17 protein-coding genes are annotated in these 15,381 nt (G+C 56.2%); 8 read left to right on the forward strand and 9 right to left on the reverse strand.

Going from position 1 to position 15,381, the window contains the following annotated elements; all coding sequences use genetic code 11:
• Positions 1 to 3 precede the first annotated feature (3 nt).
• Positions 4 to 540 carry an AAA family ATPase gene (locus tag ACR0D9_RS01705; protein WP_480506368.1) on the forward strand — a complete coding sequence of 179 codons (537 nt, stop codon included), beginning with the start codon at positions 4 to 6 and terminating at the stop codon, positions 538 to 540.
• A 182-nt stretch (positions 541 to 722) separates the two neighbouring features.
• Here the strand turns inward: ACR0D9_RS01705 and ACR0D9_RS01710 are convergent, their stop codons facing one another.
• Complete coding sequence (locus tag ACR0D9_RS01710; RefSeq protein ID WP_170733120.1) at positions 723 to 1,316, reverse strand: TetR/AcrR family transcriptional regulator; 594 nt, start codon at positions 1,314 to 1,316, stop codon at positions 723 to 725.
• A gap of 103 nt (positions 1,317 to 1,419) precedes the next feature.
• Between ACR0D9_RS01710 and ACR0D9_RS01715 the strand changes: the two genes are divergently transcribed.
• Positions 1,420 to 1,845, forward strand: coding sequence for a VOC family protein (locus ACR0D9_RS01715; protein ID WP_170565567.1), 426 nt, complete (start codon positions 1,420 to 1,422; stop codon positions 1,843 to 1,845).
• Positions 1,846 to 2,228: 383 nt separating this feature from the next.
• Positions 2,229 to 2,999: a VOC family protein gene (locus ACR0D9_RS01720; protein ID WP_480537484.1), complete on the forward strand. Its 771-nt coding sequence runs from the start codon at positions 2,229 to 2,231 to the stop codon at positions 2,997 to 2,999.
• Positions 3,000 to 3,248: 249 nt separating this feature from the next.
• Here ACR0D9_RS01720 and ACR0D9_RS01725 read toward each other — a convergent pair whose 3' ends face one another.
• Both ACR0D9_RS01725 and ACR0D9_RS01730 read right to left on the reverse strand, forming a co-directional pair.
• Positions 3,249 to 3,479 carry a hypothetical protein gene (locus ACR0D9_RS01725; RefSeq protein ID WP_480489035.1) on the reverse strand — a complete coding sequence of 77 codons (231 nt, stop codon included), beginning with the start codon at positions 3,477 to 3,479 and terminating at the stop codon, positions 3,249 to 3,251.
• Between the two features lie 97 nt (positions 3,480 to 3,576).
• Positions 3,577 to 5,169, reverse strand: coding sequence for a tetratricopeptide repeat protein (locus ACR0D9_RS01730; RefSeq protein ID WP_170683955.1), 1,593 nt, complete (start codon positions 5,167 to 5,169; stop codon positions 3,577 to 3,579).
• Between the two features lie 163 nt (positions 5,170 to 5,332).
• Here ACR0D9_RS01730 and ACR0D9_RS01735 point away from each other — a divergent pair, with 163 nt between their 5' ends.
• Together ACR0D9_RS01735 and ACR0D9_RS01740 are read left to right on the forward strand one after the other, a co-directional pair.
• Positions 5,333 to 5,644, forward strand: coding sequence for a hypothetical protein (locus ACR0D9_RS01735; protein ID WP_170451072.1), 312 nt, complete (start codon positions 5,333 to 5,335; stop codon positions 5,642 to 5,644).
• A 20-nt stretch (positions 5,645 to 5,664) separates the two neighbouring features.
• On the forward strand, positions 5,665 to 6,264 hold the full coding sequence (locus ACR0D9_RS01740) for an HdeD family acid-resistance protein (protein WP_480506369.1): 600 nt from the start codon (positions 5,665 to 5,667) through the stop codon (positions 6,262 to 6,264).
• A gap of 67 nt (positions 6,265 to 6,331) precedes the next feature.
• On the opposite strand, the gene ACR0D9_RS01745 is transcribed toward ACR0D9_RS01740, so the two are convergent.
• The 4 genes from ACR0D9_RS01745 to ACR0D9_RS01760 form a co-directional block, all read right to left on the reverse strand.
• Positions 6,332 to 6,829 (reverse strand): DUF6653 family protein, encoded by a 498-nt coding sequence (locus tag ACR0D9_RS01745; RefSeq protein WP_480537485.1) that lies wholly within the window; start codon positions 6,827 to 6,829, stop codon positions 6,332 to 6,334.
• Between the two features lie 93 nt (positions 6,830 to 6,922).
• On the reverse strand, positions 6,923 to 7,300 hold the full coding sequence (locus ACR0D9_RS01750; protein ID WP_480506371.1) for a nuclear transport factor 2 family protein: 378 nt from the start codon (positions 7,298 to 7,300) through the stop codon (positions 6,923 to 6,925).
• A 39-nt stretch (positions 7,301 to 7,339) separates the two neighbouring features.
• Positions 7,340 to 8,269 (reverse strand): DMT family transporter, encoded by a 930-nt coding sequence (locus ACR0D9_RS01755; RefSeq protein WP_480506372.1) that lies wholly within the window; start codon positions 8,267 to 8,269, stop codon positions 7,340 to 7,342.
• Entirely contained in the window at positions 8,269 to 9,219 is a 951-nt protein-coding gene (locus tag ACR0D9_RS01760) for a glutathione S-transferase family protein (protein WP_480537486.1), read from the reverse strand. Before ACR0D9_RS01760 ends, ACR0D9_RS01755 begins: the two co-directional genes overlap by 1 nt.
• A gap of 115 nt (positions 9,220 to 9,334) precedes the next feature.
• On the opposite strand from ACR0D9_RS01760, the gene ACR0D9_RS01765 reads away from it, so the two are divergent.
• Positions 9,335 to 10,255, forward strand: coding sequence for a LysR family transcriptional regulator (locus ACR0D9_RS01765; RefSeq protein ID WP_480489043.1), 921 nt, complete (start codon positions 9,335 to 9,337; stop codon positions 10,253 to 10,255).
• Between the two features lie 206 nt (positions 10,256 to 10,461).
• Here the strand turns inward: ACR0D9_RS01765 and ACR0D9_RS01770 are convergent, their stop codons facing one another.
• A complete protein-coding gene (locus ACR0D9_RS01770) occupies positions 10,462 to 11,793 on the reverse strand; it encodes a GH1 family beta-glucosidase (protein ID WP_480537487.1) in 1,332 nt (443 codons plus the stop codon).
• A 2-nt stretch (positions 11,794 to 11,795) separates the two neighbouring features.
• The gene (locus tag ACR0D9_RS01775) at positions 11,796 to 12,827 is read right to left on the reverse strand and encodes a LacI family DNA-binding transcriptional regulator (protein ID WP_480537488.1); all 1,032 of its coding nucleotides are present in this window, start codon (positions 12,825 to 12,827) and stop codon (positions 11,796 to 11,798) included.
• 210 nt (positions 12,828 to 13,037) lie between these two features.
• Here ACR0D9_RS01775 and ACR0D9_RS01780 point away from each other — a divergent pair, with 210 nt between their 5' ends.
• Positions 13,038 to 14,306, forward strand: a complete 1,269-nt coding sequence (locus tag ACR0D9_RS01780) for an ABC transporter substrate-binding protein (RefSeq protein ID WP_480537489.1) — start codon at positions 13,038 to 13,040, stop codon at positions 14,304 to 14,306.
• Positions 14,307 to 14,372: 66 nt separating this feature from the next.
• Positions 14,373 to 15,380: a carbohydrate ABC transporter permease gene (locus ACR0D9_RS01785; protein ID WP_480509106.1), complete on the forward strand. Its 1,008-nt coding sequence runs from the start codon at positions 14,373 to 14,375 to the stop codon at positions 15,378 to 15,380.
• Position 15,381: the final 1 nt, after the last annotated feature.

Below are 15,381 nucleotides of genomic sequence, written 5' to 3' on the forward strand. Positions count from 1 at the left end.
TCCTTGAGAAATGGGTTCATCTTGCTGACGGGTTGTTCAGGTGGTGGAAAATCCACGCTTCTCGATGCCTTGAGTGAGCGTGGTTTCGCGACCGTATCGGAACCGGGTCGGCGTATCGTAGAGGAAGAAATTGCTGGTGACGGCAAAGCCCTGCCTTGGAGAAACATGAAAGCCTTCGCCATGCGCGCCGTCGAAATCGCTCGATCTGACTTAGAAGCGGCTCGACAACATCAAGGTTCAGTGTTTTTTGACAGGGGGCTCATTGATGCGGCGGTTGCATTAGAATACTCGCGCGGACCATCGCTAGGTGAAACGATTGGAAAAGCCCGTGTTTACTCCGAGCCTGTATTCTTGTTTCCACCTTGGAAAGAGATTTTCGAAAGTGACGCTGAACGCAAACATGATTTTCAAGCTGCGGTAGAAGAGTATCATCGCATAGAATGTGCTTTGAATGACCTTGGTTACGAGGTTTTAGTTTTACCAAAGGTATCCGTGAACGAACGGGTTGAATTCGTGCTGGATGAAAGTGGAATTACTTAGTTCGGATGACTGCTTGGTGCGCGATTTGGTCATCAAAAAGCTCTGAGAATTTCGCGCGAGCGCCAATGTCCGCAATGCGGGCTGCGACCACAGCATGTGACCGGCCGGTGAATGACCTGTTTGGGCCGAGTAACTCACGGAAGAAAGGGTAGGGACCCATACTGCGGGGCTTCCGAGGTCTGCTAGTTGCCCTTGAGTACTTCACCAATCAAATGGTTCATAACCTCCTTGTAGACCTCCGGATCGCCCCCATAGGCGATCTCAAGAGCGGCGCGATCAAACGCGGCCGACAACAAATTAGTCAAAGCATCGATCTGTTTTGGTGAATGCTTAGGAAGAGCCCGCGAAAGCCCTTCACGAAGTTCCTCTGTTCCATTGGCCCGGGTCAACGCGACAGCGGTGCTGTGCCCTAATACCGCTGGGGCCTCTTCCATCAGGAGGCGCACCCGACCTGGAACCAACATCGCATCAAAAAAGGCATTCGATCCTGTCACCATGGCCTGTTCGGGATCGGCCACATTGCGCGTTTCCTGGTCAATATGGTGTGAGATTGCTTTGGCCTCCTCTTCTGCGACGGCGCGGAAAAGGTCAGCCTTGTCCTTGAAATGATGATACAGCGCGCCGCGGGTTACGCTGGCCCTACGCACGATGTCTGGGGTTGCAGTATCGGCAAATCCCGAATTCACAAACAGTTCTCGGGCAGCTTCTACGAGTTTGGCACGCGTTTCGGCGCGTCGGTCTGCCTGGCTGCGTCGGGCGGGTTTTTCTGTGGGCAAATCTAGCGGCTCCGAATATCACTACAAGCACCTTACATACATCTTGCATGTATTTGCAAATCTATGATACATACAAAGTGCATGTAAGTTAGGGAGATCAAAAATGCGTGTCACTCAATATTATCCGGTCATTCAGTCTGAAACGGTTTCTGAGACGGCAGAGTTCTACAAACGTCACTTTGGCTTCCGCTCGGCATTCGAGGCGGATTGGTATGTGCATCTACAAAGTGAAGTGGATTCGTCGGTCAACCTCGCGATCGTCCAGTCGGACCACGAGACGATCCCGGAGATTTCCCGCGGTGCGTCTACGGGCATGATCCTTAATTTTGAAGTCGAGGATGTCGACAAAGTGGATGAACGACTTCGGTCGGAAGGAGTTCCGGTGGCAAAGTCACTTGTGAGCGAGCCGTTTGGCCAACGCCATGCGATATATCGCGATCCAAACGGGGTACTGATTGATGTTATCACTCAGATCCCACCCTCAGAGGAATTCCTGTCTCAATATGCAGCCGACGCGGTACCGTCGTAATTCGTGGTGCCGGATGGCCAGGTTGGTTCGAAGCAGTTGGAACGATTTGCCCGCGTGTAAAGCGACCAATTCTGGACAGATCAGTGACCCTTGCCGAGTTAGCCACCTTTGATACTGGGGCGGCCTTGTTATCTGTGCCCTTGTTCGAACGCTACACCGAACACGGCCGCCTGATACAACCCTTCAGTGAAGCCGTTAACGCTGGTAAATACTGCTTCGCCTAGCCTTCGGATCGCCCCGCAACGGATGCTATGGGTAAATTTGCAGAATGGCTGACCGCCAACGGAGCCACTGAATTGAGTGACTTCACGGACCAGAACCGCGCAAATTGATCTGCATCAATATTTGGACCGCAAACGAGAGTTATGGCGAACGGAAACAGTTTGGATGAAGTCGCGGTGACAAAAGAAAAAGTTGGCCGAGTTGTCTGGCACGATCTTTTCACGCCTGATGTGGAAGCTTCCAGGTCATTTTACGAAAGCGTGGCAGGTTGGAGCTATATTGTCGAACACGCCACAGATTTCGCATGGGGCGGCGGCCATCGAGATTTTGTCCTCGCCACTCTCGATGGAGAGGCAGGGGCCGGGGTCGTTTCTCAAAATCAGGTGTCCTTTGAAGGCTGGATTCCTTATATTGAGGTCGAAGACGTAGATCAGGCTGCCAAGCTCGCCGCCCATCTCAAAGGATCGGTAGTGAAACCGCCCTTTGAAGTTCCAGGGGTTGGTCAGAACTGCCTCTTGCGTGATCCGCTTGGCGCGTTCTTCGGTATATCTGTTTCGCGTCACGACTATCCTGTCCCCGCTCGTCAGTTTACGCACGAACACTACCTATCTCGCGGCGGCGCATTCCCGGACAACTTCTACCACCAAATGTTCGGATGGAATCTCTCACCTGCTAGAAACGTACCTTCGTCACAGAGACTGATTAGTTTGAATAAGGACGTGTTGGCGATATGTGCAGCGGAACCTGCAGTTCCCAACAACAACGTTGCGTGGGCGCCGGGTGTTCGCGTCCAATTTCTCGAAAACGCGCTCAGCAAGATCAACTCAGGCTCAGGTTCCGTGCTTGCTCGTCATCAGAAAAATAAAAATACTTTTGAGAAGGGTCTGGTATGCGATGCAACTGGGGCATTGTGCTGTGTCGTCCAGAATTGATGCTCGGTCGCAAGGTTCGCAGTCTATTGTCTATAACGGCATCCTCAAGTGGGTCAAAAATCTCAAATCCGATCTTGGTGCTAGCTTTCGCAATCGCAGCGAATACAGGAAAGCGTGCCGCTACCGTCGTGTAAGAGAACTATGCTTAAGGTTCGGGTTGAGGCGATCGCACTTGATAGTTGTTGGAATTGCACACATACAACATCCTGATGAGAGTCGGCGTGGATTGGGTTTGTGAAGTAGGGCCGGCTAATCGAGAAATTCGTCGATGGTCGAGGCGACATCAACCGCGGTTTTTACATCGGACATGCTGGTGTTCTCAAAGGCGCTGCCGCTTTCAACACCTGGCCTGAGCCTCTCATAAATGGATAGGATTTCCTCTTCCAGTTTGGTCGGCTTTTCTTCGGACCAGCTGGCCTTGGTTTTTGCGATGTCCGTTGCGAGTTTCATAAGATCAAGGCGCTGAGGCAGAGTTAGCATTGGTTGGTTCCGGGTCTGTTTGCGATGTCAGGACCAGCCTACGCACAGTGGTCGAACGGGCAGAGTGAGTCACCGTTAAATTCCTGACGGCCGGACCTCAGTCCAGCGCCCCGGTTGCGCGCAGCGCCTCAGTCATTTTCTGTGAGATGTCAGATGGCACATGCCAGATCGCGTAGAGCGTCTGGATAAAACGGTCAACATCGGGAATGTTGGTCTTCAGGGCCAACAGGGTTGAATCCAGGTCGGCGTCCGGTTCCGTGTAAGGGATGCACATAAGCTCAAGCACTTCAGAACCATTCCACATGCCACCACCGACTTTGCGCGCCGCTGAACGCGCGCCGCTGTAATCATCTTTCATGAAACAGATCAGGAACGTGCTTGCGTGGTACCAGCCGGGCGGGTTGGGGCTCAGCTCGATCGCGCGGGCGCTCAGTCTCGCGGCCTGTTCAAGATCGCCGCGCAACGCAAAGCAGGCCGCCAGATCGGCCAACATGTCTGGATAATTCGGATTGGCCCGCAATGCTTTAGCGGCCGCTTCTTCAAAGCTTTCGAACTCTCCACGATGAAAATGGGTCAAAAACAACGCGTGCTGGCCGGTTGCGTTCAGCGGATCCAGAGCGACCGACCGCTGTGCGGCCTCCAGCGCGCGATCAAAGGGCGGGGGGGACTTGCGAAAATTGAACCCGCCGCGCAGTTCGTCGCCGTAGACAATCGCGAGCATCCCCCAGGCGCCGGCATATTCGGGATCAATCTCAACGGCGCGCTCCAGCAGGTCGCGGACCTTCTTGTGTTTTTTAACCGTGGGTTCACGCCAGTATTCGGTGGCCAGCAACCTGCACTGATAGGCATCCAGCGTGTGCGTCTGTGCCCTGCGCTGCACTGCACCTGTTCGATGGATCACTCCGTGGGGTTCCGCGATTTCCGTGGCGATCCGGGCGGCGATATCGTCCTGAATTTCAAATAGGCTGTCCGCGCTCAGGTCGCGGTCATAAGTGTCCGCGGAAACCTGTTGGCCGGTTTCCGCGTCAATAAGCTGGGCGGTGACGCGCAGCTTGTTGTCCCAATGTCGCACGCTGCCTTCGACCAGATATTGGACGTCGAGTTCGCTTCCGACCGCGCGCGGATCGCGGCCGCGGCCGCGAAAGCGAAAGGTGACGTGCCGGGACAGCACGCTCACCTCGCGAAACCGGGCGATGGCCGAGATGATTTCCTCGGTAAACCCATCGGCCAGATATTCCTGCGACGGGTCTCCGCTCAAGTTGTCAAAGGGCATCACGGCCACCGCGACCCGTCCGGTTGCCGCCGGGGGCGTTTCGGCATCGGTCCGGCGTTCGGGGTCAAACGCGATCTCAAAAACCGGGGCGTAGGACCCCTTGGGAATATGTATTCGAACCGGGTCCTCGCGCCCTTCCTGAGCGTAATAGAGATCCAGCCGGCTGCGCATTTTATTGGCCTGAACCCGAACGATCGTGTCGATGGTGGGGTCGAAATCCTCGGGCTTGTCGAAAACGTCAATGCCGATTGCATAGCCTTTCAGCGTCTCGGACCGACCCGCTAGCGCTTCGCCGACAATATGCGACAGAAAGCGGTTCAGGCGCGTGGTATCCGCGAAATGCGGACTGACGAGGACGCGCTTCAACTGTTCCTGAATAGCGCTTGGATCGATGGCAGAGCTTACTTCGGCAAGCATGTTTCCCTCCGTCGCTCAACTTTGTCCGATGACGAGCAGCGCCACAAGACAGCGCGACGGTTTAACCGTGACTCACTCGGATGCGGGCCGTGGATCTGCGAGGGTCTGGGCCATGGCGCTCAAAAGAGCCCAGCAAACATATGACCCATGAAAGGACTGAACCATGACAACATTTTCCGAATTCGTACAGAAAGCCAAAGACGACTATACCCGTGTCGAGGACGAGCTGAAATCGTTCGAACAGAAGGTCAAGGACGCGGGCGACGCGACCGACAAGTGGACCCAGGAGCAGGTGACAAAGCTGCAATCCGATCTGCAGGAAGCAAAAGACAAGGTCACTGACCTTGCCGATCGCATCCAGAAAGAAGGCGAAGACGCTGTGACGGACGCGCATGATCAGGCGAAGAACCATTGGGAAGCCTTGCACGCCGCCGTTGCCGCCTATCGCGATCATCTCGACAAGTCGGTCGCCTGACCCTAATCCTGGAGGTCGACATGACTGATTCAGTTAATGAAACCGTGCCGAAACCCGCGCTCATGGAAGAGGCCGCCGGTTGGCAGCCTCGACCGGTCTGGCTGATTGTGCTCGGCGTCGCCATGCTCTGTGTAGGGCTGTGCGCCGTAGCCTTCCCGCTGATGTCCACGCTGGCCGTCGAAGCCTTTGTCGGCGTGGTCCTGCTGGGCGGAGGCATCGTCACAGCGATTCAGGCATTTGCGGAAAAGGCCTGGAAAGGGTTCTTCTGGCTGTTGGCCATCGGTGTACTGAACGCGCTTGCGGGGCTTATTCTGTTGCTTGATCCGTTCGGCGGCGTTCTGGCACTGACCATTGCGCTTGGCGCGGTCTTTCTGGCCGAAGGCGTGTTGCGGATCGTAATTGCCATTCGGTCTCGTCAGGAGCGATCTATGGCGCTTATGATTGCGTCTGGCGCGATGGCCATTCTGCTTGGCGGCCTGATCCTGACCGGTTTCGTCAATGGCTCGTCCCTTGTTCTGCTGGGGGTTCTTGCTGGCTTGAACCTGATATTCGCCGGTGTGTCCCTGATGTCTTTGGGCCTGTCGCAGCGGTCCTTGGCGCATGGGCGCTCAGAAACTTAAGAGTGTCCCGGCGGACCCGGAATGGCAGGGGCATCTGATGCTCCTGCATTCTGATTTCACAGCGCCGCTATTTTCCTTGCCCGGTGCTCGCCGCTCGGGTGTCTTCAAACAGCCAGACCATGCGGTCCAGAAACCACAGTTTGCTACCCATAGTCAGCAGCAGCCCCAAGAGCGTTGGCCAGATTTGCAGTTGCCAAAGACCCCAGACCAAGGGGCCGATACCAACCGCACTACCAGCGGCCAGAATAAGAGGCACCCAGCGATGCCTTGCAGGGATTGGCGATTTCGCCCGCGCAAGCCAAATCCGTTCCCCAAGCACTCCCTTTGACATCCAGTTATCCGCGTTGCCCGTTTTGCTGAAGGCGCGCGGGTTCCACCATGTCCAGAAGACAACAATCCCGATTGGAACAAGGCACCACCAGCCCAGCCAAACCCGGCTCCAAAAGGCAAGAACGAACAGGGGAGGGATGCTCAGGCGGCTCCAGCCGCTCCACGGGTTTGTGTGCCGGTCCCAGACGTCGTCGGACATCGTCATGAGCTGTTCCAGAATGCTGCGATCGGTCATCGAACCCTCTTCCGAAGCTGGATCGCAATTATGGCCGTTTCTGTCTGTGTCGGCCAGAGCGGCAGGCAATGCGCGCCGCCCTAACCAGGGGCGTCAAAGACCCGAGATATCCACATACACTCGGTATTCCGCGATCCTATCCTCGCGAAAGTTGAACCTTGCAGCAAAGCGCACGTCGTGTGTGCTTTGATCCTTGCGCGTATAGTGTACGGTGCCGTCGCAGAACGCGGTATCGCCGCTGGACCAGATGCCGGTGATGGTATGTTGCATACCCTGGATCGTGGCAAAGAAATCCGCGTTCGCGGCTTGCACGGCTATGCACCCGTCAATCTGTTCAAAATTGCCAAGCTGGAATTGCACGTCTTCGGTGACATGCTCAACAACGCCCGCTTCGTCGAGCGCGTCAACCGCGGTATAAAGGGACGCGATCCGGGGCGCGTGGGCCGCTGTGGTGGGGGCAGTGATTTGCATGTTTTGGTTTCCTTTTCTGTTTGAAAGTTATCGGTGGGTCTAAGTCTGGTTGGCCTGTGACCCTCGATGCAGGACCGTTGGGAGTTTCAGGTGACCGTTGGTGACGGCTAGCCCAAGGAACAGGATTGCGAGGGACCCCAGCAGCCCAAGGCCAAGAGGTTCCCGAAAGACAATTGCCCCGATTGCGATGCCGGAAAGCGTGGCAAAATAGCCGACCTGGGCGAACCCAACGCCATCCGTGCGCCGCTGTACTTCGAAGGTCAGCGCATAGCTGAGCGCAGTGATGGATCCGATGCCGAAGATTGCGCCAAGCAGGGCAGGGGGCACCGAGACGTCGCTGATTGTGGTGCCGCGTCCCAGTATTAGGGCGGAAATCAGCAACAGCTGTGACAGAAGCGTTCCGGTCGCCAGCCCCAACGGATCGCCGCCGGGCGGGTAGGCATAGCTGCGAAAGACGTTGCCGCAGGCCAGAAACAAGGGCCCCAAAAGCGACAGGGCAATCCACGCCGGCTCGACTCCCGACAGGTCAAACCCACCCATGGTGGCAAGGCTGACCCCGGCAAGGCCGATCAGAATACCAACCAGGCGGTGCAACGGCAGCATCCTGCGCGCGATCAGTGCCGTTATCGCAAAGGTAAACAGCGGTGACAGCGTGACGAGGGCGGAATAGAACCCAAGGCTCACATGCTCCAGCACCAGAAACCCGATCACAGCGGGGCCGCTGACACCGAAAACTCCGGCGCCGACATAATAGGGAATGTGCCGCGCGTTGAGCGCCACGCGCTTCTGCGACAGCAAACACAACGCCAACAGCGCGATGCTGGCCAGCAAAACCTGCCAGAACAAAGCGGTCAGAGCTGATATTCCTGCCATCGAGACGAATTTGGACAAAGTGAAACTGACCCCCACCAGGACACCGATGGCCAAGATCAGCGCGGATACAGGGGATCTTCTGACAATATCAGGCATCACGCGGCCCCCATTTCCGGCACATCGGTTAAGCGCAGAGAAGCCGGGCCGATCGGGATAATTCCGCTGGGGTTGATGTGCCGATGGCTGAGGAAGTAGTGCTGACGGATATGGGCCATGTCCACAGTGTCAGCCACGCCCGGCAACCGCATGATGTCGGCCAGATAGCGGGACAGGGCAACATAGTCGCTGATGCGTTTGTAGTCGGTCTTGAAGTGGGTCACATAGACCGGGTCAAACCGCAGAAGTGTCGGAAACAGCTTCAGGTCAACCTCTGTCAGCACGTCTCCGGCTAGGAACCGGCGTTGGCCAAGCGTTTCTTCAATCGCGTCGAGGCAGGCAAAGAGCGCCGTTACGGCCTCGCCATACGCGATCTGGCTGGTTGCAAACCCGGCGCGATAGACGCCTTCGCGGATCGGTGACTGAATTTGTTCGGCGATCCGGTCGATTTCGTCGCAAAGATGGGACGGGCGAAGATCGGGTCCCGCAGCATCGAGAAATTCCGTCTGAAGCATGCGCATAATCTCGGCCGATTCGGTGCTGACGATCCGGCCCGTAACCTTGTCCAGTAGCACAGGCACGCTGATCGGACCCGTGTAATCCGGCTTGGCGTGCTGATAGACTTCGTAAAGGAAGCGGGTGCGTTCTACACCGCTTTGATCGTTGAACAGCGTCTGGTCGATGACCCAGCCGTTTTCCGACATGACCGGGTCCATCCATGTGATGCTGAACGCATTGCGTAAGCCTTTCAAAGTTAGAATCAGATCGATGCCATGACACCAGGGGCAGGCTTTGGACAGGTAAAGGTGGTACCGGCAGGGCGTGTTCGGAAACGCGGCGCCCGGTTGCACGCTGATGTGGCTCGTGAATGGGCTTTGCAGGCGGTGAAAACGACCGTCCGAGGCGAGCGGTCTGTCACGCAGAACTCCGTTGATAAGCATCATGGGCATGGCAGCCTCCGGCGTTAACAGGACATGCAGATACCTATTAGGCTTTCTATTTGATGATAATCGTGTGAATTTGAAACTTATAGGTGAGAAAAATTCGCCCAAAGGATCGCAAAACATGACTGAAATTAGCGCTATCCCCGTTTTTGTTGCTGTGGCGGACCATGGCGGGTTCGCAGCCGCCGCCCGGCATCTGGGTCTTACAAAATCAGCGGTCAGCAAGCGGATCGGCGTGCTGGAGGCCCATCTGGGAACGCAGCTCTTTCATCGGTCGACGCGGTCCATTTCCCTTACCGAGGCGGGCGAAATCTATCTGGCCCACGCGGCGCAGGCGCTTGACGCAGCGCAGGACGCCGAAGACGCAGTTGCGGCGTTGCAGGGGCAACCGGTTGGATTACTAAGGCTCAGTACACCCATGTCCTTTGGACAACTGCATGTTGCGCCTATGATTGCTGCATTCCTCAGGCAATATCCGGGGATCAGAATTGACCTGACGATGGATGACAAATTTGTCGATCTCGTCGAAGGGGGCATCGACGTGGCTTTACGCGCCGGAACGTTGCCGAACTCGGCCCTGATCGCACGCAAACTCGCCCCGATCCACAGCGTGATTGTCGCTGCGCCGGATTATCTTGCGCAGTCCGGAACGCCAGAGATACCCGAGGATCTTCTGTCACACACCTGCCTTCACTACGCCTATTCGCGCGACGCTTCGGAATGGCGCTTAGCCGGTCCCGCGGGCGACGTGCGCGTTCAGACATCCGGTGTTCTGCGCGTAAACAATAGTGAGGCCCTGTGCACCGCGCTGCTTGACGGGCTTGGCATAGGTCGCCTGCCGACCTTTATCGCCGGAGCCCACCTGTCTAGTGGCCGTCTGGTCAGGGTGCTGCCCGACTATCGTCTGCCTGAACAGGCGTTGTACGCCGTCTTTCCTGAACGAAAGCACATGCCAGCGAAAGTTCGCGCGTTTTTGGATTTCGTCGTGGAACGCATCGGGCACGACGCACCCTATTGGGATTTGGATGCAGGTCCGCTTTAGGGACAAGGGCCGATGATACTCTAACATTAAACCTGGACCGACCAAGAACACCCAAAGTGCGGGGCAGTCCGGCAATGTCTTCTTCGGGGAATGCTGTGGTGCAGAGTCGGATATTCTTGAACGGCTGGATTGGGCCGGGAATTTGTCCGTTTCGTCAATTTGCGGAATTGGCGACATAAGAAGAGGGTTCGGTACCAACTCTTCGTTCAGTAAGAAACTCTGCAACAGATCCGTGCAGCAAGCATGTCCTTCCATGCGAAGTAAGACGCTTTCGGAGTTCGCTTCATTGAACTGAAATCTACATCAACCAGGCCAAAGCGTTTTTCATACCCCAAGGCCCATTCGTAATTGTCCAATAGGGACCAGACAAAGTACCCCTTAACCGGAACCCCTTCGCCCAAGGCGACCTGGACTGCCGACAAGTGTTGATCCAGATAGTCGATACGGTCATCGTCTTGTTGACGCTCGGGGCTGGCCATACCGTTTTCGGTCACGAAGATCGGCAGGTCGCCGGTGTATTCACGTGCTGCTCGGATCAGGAACCTGCTCAGCGCGGTGGGGTCGATTTCCCAACCCATTTGGGTCTTCGGCAGAGGGCCGGGAACCTCAGCGAGACTTGGCCACGCTGTTTCTGCGGGCGCGATAAGTTTACGGGTGTAGTAGTTCAGTCCGCACCAGTCTACGGGTGCTCCGATGCTATCGAAATCATCTTGCCAGCCCGACGGAAGGTGGGGCTCCAGCCCCTCCAGAACATTCTCGGGATAGGCCTTGTTGAACACGCCGCCCAGAAAGAACCGGTTGTATATTCCGTCATACAGAGCGGCGGCCTGTTGTGCCTCGGCGCTGTCATCGGCGGGTTCGGCCCATTCCAGATTGAATACGCCGCCCAGGTTAGACATGCCCAACCCACGCATCGTCTGAATGGCCTGACCATGGGCCAGCAGAACGTGATGCATAGCGCGCGCCGTGGCTCGAATATCGCGCAGCCCGGGAGCGTGGTGCCCTTCGAAATGGCTCAACCAACTGACACACCACGGTTCATTGATGGGGGCGACGCTGTACATGCGGTCGCCAATCCGTCCCATGATGACCTCAGAGAAATCGGAAAACCAACCGGCAATATCCCGGTTGCGCCAACCGCCCAAGTCGGCCAGGGGCGACGGCAGTTCCCAGTGATACAGTGTCGCGCACGGACGGATGCCACGCTCCAAAAGCGCGTCGGTCAGGCGATCATAAAAATCCAATCCCGCCTGATTAACAGGTCCGCGCCCCTCGGGCATCACACGCGCCCAGCTGGTTGAGAAGCGATAGCAATCGAATCCCGCGTCGCGCACAAGATCAAGATCCTGTTCAAACCGGTTCAGGTGATCACAGGCCAGATCGCCGTTTTCTCCCCGCACTACATTTCCGGGTGTCGCTGCAAACGTATCCCAATGTGTCGAACCGGCGCCGCCTTGGGCATGGCCTTCGATCTGGTAAGCAGAGGTGGCGACTCCGAAATGGAAGTCATTGGGGAAATCGCTGCGCGTATGTTTCATTGTCAGATCCTGTTGGGTGCTGGGCCGGTTGATTTGCCAACAACCAGTTCCGCCTCAAGCAATCTGGTCTTGACCGGATCGTCAGGCGATTTGATCCTCTCAATCAACATCTCGGCGGCCAGCTCTCCTGCATGCCGTACTGAGGACCGCGTTGCTGTAAAGATGGGCACATCCTGTCCGTTTTTGAGATAAGAAAGGTCATCATCATGCGCGATGACCGAGACATCCCGGCCAATTCGCAGCCCTGCCTCGTCCAGCGCCCGCCTCACACCAATCGCCGAAATCATCGAGGATGCCAGAATGGCGGTTGGTGGATCGTCCAGTTGCAGCATATCGCGGGTTTCATGATGGCCGTAGACCTCGGTCATTTCGGCGCTGCGCATTAATTGTGGGTCCGGGATCAAGTCCGCCTGTTCCAGCGCTTGTAGGTATCCGGCACGACGGCGCTGTGCGAAATCCATATCCTCAAGCCCGTTAATCAGGGCAATCCGGCGGTGACCCAAGTCGATCAGGAACTGTGTTGCGCGCCGAAAGGAGCTTTTGTTGTTCACATCGATCCAGTCATACTCTGCATCTATCCCGGTCGAACGACCGTGTACGATAAATGGTACCGCCATCCGGTTTAGCAGATCGATGCGACGCTCGTTGACCTTGGGGCCTTGCAAAACGACGCCATCCACGGCTCCGCGCTGAAACAAGCTGCGATAGGCCCCTTCGATCGAAGTGTCTTCCGCGGTGGTGAACATCATGTCGTAGCCGTTCGCAGAGTATGTCCGCGCAGCGCCGGCGACAAAGTCGCCGAAGATCGGGTTCACCATCTCGTGCTGGGACGAACTGGGGATGACGTGCCCGATCACCATGGACTTGCCAGTCGCCAGACCTTTGGCGCGGCTGTTTGGCCGATAGCCATGCTTGTCTGCAGCGGCCTGCACGCGCACACGAGTCGCCTCGTTCACCTCTGGATAGCCGTTCAGCGCGCGACTGACCGTTGTCTGCGAAAGACCGAGAATCTCAGAGAGCTGCTTCAGGTTCATTGTGTTCAAAGCGCCTTCAAATGGATGCTCACTTGTTTTGTTGTGGTTTTTTGCTTCCGTCAACCCGTTTTGGCAATGAGGTCAAAATCGGCAATAATTGAGGGGTAGAAAACGATATGTTGACAGAATCTGATTGCCGGCAGATAAAGTGCAACATCCAAAGCGCTTTGAAAATCTTGCAATGCGCAGATATTACTGGGAGGAGATTTCATGAAACACGCGCTTTATGCAGGTGTGGCCACATTCGCCCTGATGGCGGGAACAGCTCAGGCTGATAAGGTTACCGTTTTCGGGCCATGGCTGGGCCCGGACCAGGAAAACGTCGAAGCGGTTCTGGATGGCTTTGCAGCCGCGACAGGCCACGACTACGCGTATGTTGGTTCAGATAGTTTCGAGCAGCAGATCAGGATTGATGCAGAGGCAGGCTCGGCGCCGAGTATAGCCGTTTTCCCGCAGCCTGGTCTGGCGGCGGATATGGCCAAGTCGGGTTTTCTGACACCGTTGGGCGATGGCACCGCTGATTGGGTTCGTGACAATTACGCAGCCGGACAATCTTGGGTAGATCTGGGCACTTTTCCGGGGCCCGAAGGGCAGGATCACCTTTATGGGCTTTTTTACAAGGTAGATGTGAAATCCCTTGTTTGGTACGTGCCTGAGAATTTCGAGGATGCCGGTTACGAAGTTCCGACCACGATGGAGGAACTGAAGGCTTTGACCGATCAGATCGTCGCAGACGGAGAGACGCCGTGGTGCATCGGTTTGGGTTCAGGTGGTGCGACCGGTTGGCCAGCGACCGATTGGGTCGAAGACATGATGCTGCGCACTCAATCGCCCGAGGACTATGACGCCTGGGTGTCCAATGAAATGAAGTTCAATGACCCGAAAGTGGTCGCTGCCATCGAAGAGTTCGGCGCGTTTGCACGCAATGATGACTATGTTGCGGGCGGGGCAGGTACGGTCGCAACGACCGATTTCCGTGACAGTCCAAAGGGCATGTTCAGTTCGCCACCACAATGTTACATGCACCGTCAGGCGTCGTTCATCCCGGCATTCTTTCCTGAAGGCACGGTTGTCGGTGAAGATGCTGATTTCTTCTACTTCCCCGCATATGAAAGCAAGGATCTGGGTAGCCCGGTTCTTGGCGCCGGCACGCTATGGGCGATAACCAATGACAGCCCGGCTGCACATGATCTGATCGCCTATCTGCAGACCCCCGAAGCACACGAGACATGGATGGCCCTGACCGGCTTCCTGACTCCGCATAAAGGTGTTGATACGTCGGTGTTCTCGGATCCGACACTCAAGAAGATGAACGACATTCTTCTGGGTGCGACAACGTTCCGGTTTGACGGCTCGGACCTGATGCCGGGCGGCGTAGGGGCCGGTACTTTTTGGACCGGTATGGTTGACTATGCTGGTGGAAAGCCCGCTCAGGAAGTTGCTGACGAGATCCAATCTTCCTGGGATGCGCTGGACTAAGCGCGTTAAAACCCGGGCGGTCTGCGCGACAGGCCGCCCGTTTTCCCCTTCGCAACGGAGAGCGTGATGCATCCGGCAATTCAGGGCCTGCTGACCATCGCCATAGGCGTGTCGGGTTGTGTGGGCTATTTCTTTCTGTCCAACCAGTTTCTGGACAAGGTTCTGTTCCCTGCGCGCGGGCCGAATGCCGGCCGCAACATCAACCGCGCGAATATGATCCGGCCTTGGCTGTTTTTGCTTCCGGCGCTTGTAGCGATTGGCTTGTATCTGGCCTATCCGGTAGTTGAAACGTTGCGCCTGTCGCTCACGGATCGCGTGGCCGGCGGTGGGTATAAGTGGGTTGGTCTCGATAACTACATCCAGATGGTGGCAGAACCGAAATTCTGGGAAGCCATGCGCAACAATATGTTCTGGCTGATCGTGGTCCCTGCAATGTCGACTGCATTTGGTCTGTTGGCAGCTCAGCTAACTGATCGGATCCGCTGGGGTAACATCGCAAAAGCCCTGATTTTCATGCCGATGGCAATCTCTTTCGTCGGGGCTTCGGTCATTTGGAAACTGATCTACGATGCGCGTCCGGCCGAGCAAGACCAGATCGGGATTCTGAATGCGCTTTATCTGTTCTTTGGCGGGGCCGAGCCGCAAACCTGGCTAACCATTCCGTTCTGGAACAATTTCTTCCTCATGGGGATCCTGATCTGGATTCAGACAGGCTTTGCCATGGTGATACTGTCTGCCGCTTTACGCGGCATCCCCGAAGAAACCGTCGAGGCGGCGGTTTTGGATGGGGCCAATCCCTTCCAGATATTCTTCAAAATCAAGGTGCCTCAAATCTGGAACACAATTCTGGTTGTTTGGACAACCATCACCATTCTCGTCCTGAAGGTCTTCGACATCGTTTTCGCGATGACCAATGGCCAATGGGAGACACAGGTTCTGGCCAACTACATGTACGACAAGATGTTCCGCGCCAATGATTGGGGCGTGGGTTCGGCATCGGCCATGGTGATCATGTTGCTGGTGACGCCGATCTTGGTCTGGAACATCCGCAACGCACGCCGGGAAATGGAGTAGG

Source organism: Ruegeria sp. AK11 (genome assembly GCF_056541095.1).